Below are 1,813 nucleotides of genomic sequence, written 5' to 3'. Positions count from 1 at the left end.
GGGAGCCCGTGTCAGACCCCGTTAGGGGCAGTGGGCGTTGAGCTGTCTAGCCACCCGTACGGAGAACAGCTGTGTCTGATTTCCTAGCCGGAGAATCCCCGCGCCTTCAGGGCGGGGAGCATGTCAACATCGGAACTTTAGCGTCGCGGCGCTACATTTGGGGCTAGCCCAATCTACGGTGAGCCACGCAATCGCGGCGCTAGAAAACCATCTCGGCATTGTCCTCGTCGCTCGCGATCGCCCCAGGATAACCAGCGGGTTCAAGCTCACCTGGCAGCATTAGGCTACCGGCTCAGCGTTGAGTATGACGTCCGCGAAGACTCCACCCTGATTAGCATGGTGAAGAAAGGTCTGGGCTCAGCGATTACGCCTCGACTGGTGGCAGCGCCAATCCCCACTGAAATTCAGGTGAGATCGCTGCCCGTTCCCCTATGCCGAGCCATTGCCGTTGCAATTCTCCAGGACACGCTGCTGCCGAGAGCCGTTTTTGCCTTTCTAGATATTTTAAAAACAGAACCCTGGCAGCTCTAGTTTTTGAGGCTAGCTTTTTTCGGAAGCGGAATTGCCTCTATTCTGAAGCTTGTGAATGGAGGCAACAAAGATCTTATGTAGCATAGCAGCCTCATCTAGCAAGGGATAAAACCGCAAAGCATCGACCAAATCTGACTCAATGATCAGCTCCAGCCAGTACTGAGTTTCCCGCGCGGCCTTGAGCGCAACCTCCAGCCGGTGCAAAAATTCTGTTTGAGACCGGGCATAATGCGCCTTGCGAATACTCAAGCCAATCGACGTACCCGCAGTCAAAAGCAGCTCAGATAGGGGAGCCAAGACCCCATCCGACCGCTCTAAAAAATGGCAGGCCTTAATCACCCGCAGCGAAAATTGCTTAGTCCGAACCGTTATTAACGCATCTTTACCCATGGGAGAATTGTAACCGCTGAGCCATTATCTCAGCAAAACCACGCATTGCACAGTATAATTTCCGTTTTTTAAAGGCTTCCTTCAAACTGTCACTCTATGCGACGAGACTCCATCTTCTATAAGCTGTTCCAGCAGTCACCAACTCTCCTGTTCGAGCTTTTACCCGATGCGCCGGCCAATGCCACAGCCTACAGATTCGAGTCCGTCGCCGTCAAAGAGCCGACCTTTGAAATCGACGGCGTGTTTCTGCCGCCGGAGGAAAGTACGGGCACCGTCTACTTCTGTGAGGTGCAGTTCCAAAAAGACGAGCGGCTCTACGAACGCGTCTTTGCGGAATCGATGCTGTACTTCTACCGCAGCCGCGGTCGGTTTAGAGACTGGCAGATCGTCATCATCTATCCGTCACGCCGCCTTGAACAGAGCAACCTGTACCCACATCGAACGTTTCTCAACAGCGAGCAGATGCATCGGGTCTATCTCAATGAGCTCGGCGATATTCGGCAGCTGCCGGTCTGGCTAGGGCTGATGGTGCTGACGACGGTTGAGGAGACCCAAGCGCCTGAGGCCGCCCGGTATCTACTGAGCCGTTCGCGGCAGGAAGTACCAGCGCCAGCGAGTCGTGCCATTATAGAGATGGTAGCGACGATTATGTCGTATCGGTTTGAGCAGCTGAGTCCAAGGGAGATAGAGGCAATGCTAGATATTACGTTTCAGGAAACCCGGCTGTATCGGGAGCTGAGGGAAGAAGCCTTGCGGGAAGGCTTGCAGGAAGGTCGTCAGGAAGGTCGTCAGGAAGGTCGTCAGGAAGGTCGTCAGGAAGGTCGTCAGGAAGGTCGTCAGGAAGGTCGTCAGGAAGGTCGTCAGGAAGGTCGTCAGGAAGGTCGTCAGGAAG

4 protein-coding genes are annotated in these 1,813 nt (G+C 54.5%); 3 read left to right on the top strand and 1 reads right to left on the bottom strand.

What is annotated here, in order from left to right; translation table 11 throughout:
- The first annotated feature begins 178 nt into the window (after positions 1 to 178).
- Both IQ241_RS26910 and IQ241_RS25195 read left to right on the top strand, forming a co-directional pair.
- Entirely contained in the window at positions 179 to 283 is a 105-nt protein-coding gene (locus IQ241_RS26910; RefSeq protein WP_390622498.1) for a hypothetical protein, read from the top strand.
- On the top strand, positions 271 to 531 hold the full coding sequence (locus IQ241_RS25195) for a LysR substrate-binding domain-containing protein (protein ID WP_228022101.1): 261 nt from the start codon (positions 271 to 273) through the stop codon (positions 529 to 531). The genes IQ241_RS26910 and IQ241_RS25195 overlap by 13 nt, the downstream gene beginning before the upstream one ends.
- Positions 532 to 540: 9 nt before the next feature.
- Here IQ241_RS25195 and IQ241_RS25190 read toward each other — a convergent pair whose 3' ends face one another.
- A complete protein-coding gene (locus tag IQ241_RS25190; protein ID WP_193912559.1) occupies positions 541 to 921 on the bottom strand; it encodes a four helix bundle protein in 381 nt (126 codons plus the stop codon).
- A gap of 96 nt (positions 922 to 1,017) precedes the next feature.
- Here IQ241_RS25190 and IQ241_RS25185 point away from each other — a divergent pair.
- A partial coding sequence (locus tag IQ241_RS25185; protein ID WP_228022099.1) for an Rpn family recombination-promoting nuclease/putative transposase occupies positions 1,018 to 1,813 on the top strand: 796 nt, incomplete at its 3' end.

Source organism: Vasconcelosia minhoensis LEGE 07310, from assembly GCF_015207255.1.
GTDB lineage: Bacteria > Cyanobacteriota > Cyanobacteriia > Phormidesmidales > Phormidesmidaceae > Vasconcelosia > Vasconcelosia minhoensis.
The sequence above is the reverse complement of the archived record's forward strand: the minus strand, read 5'-3'. Positions and strand labels throughout refer to the sequence as shown.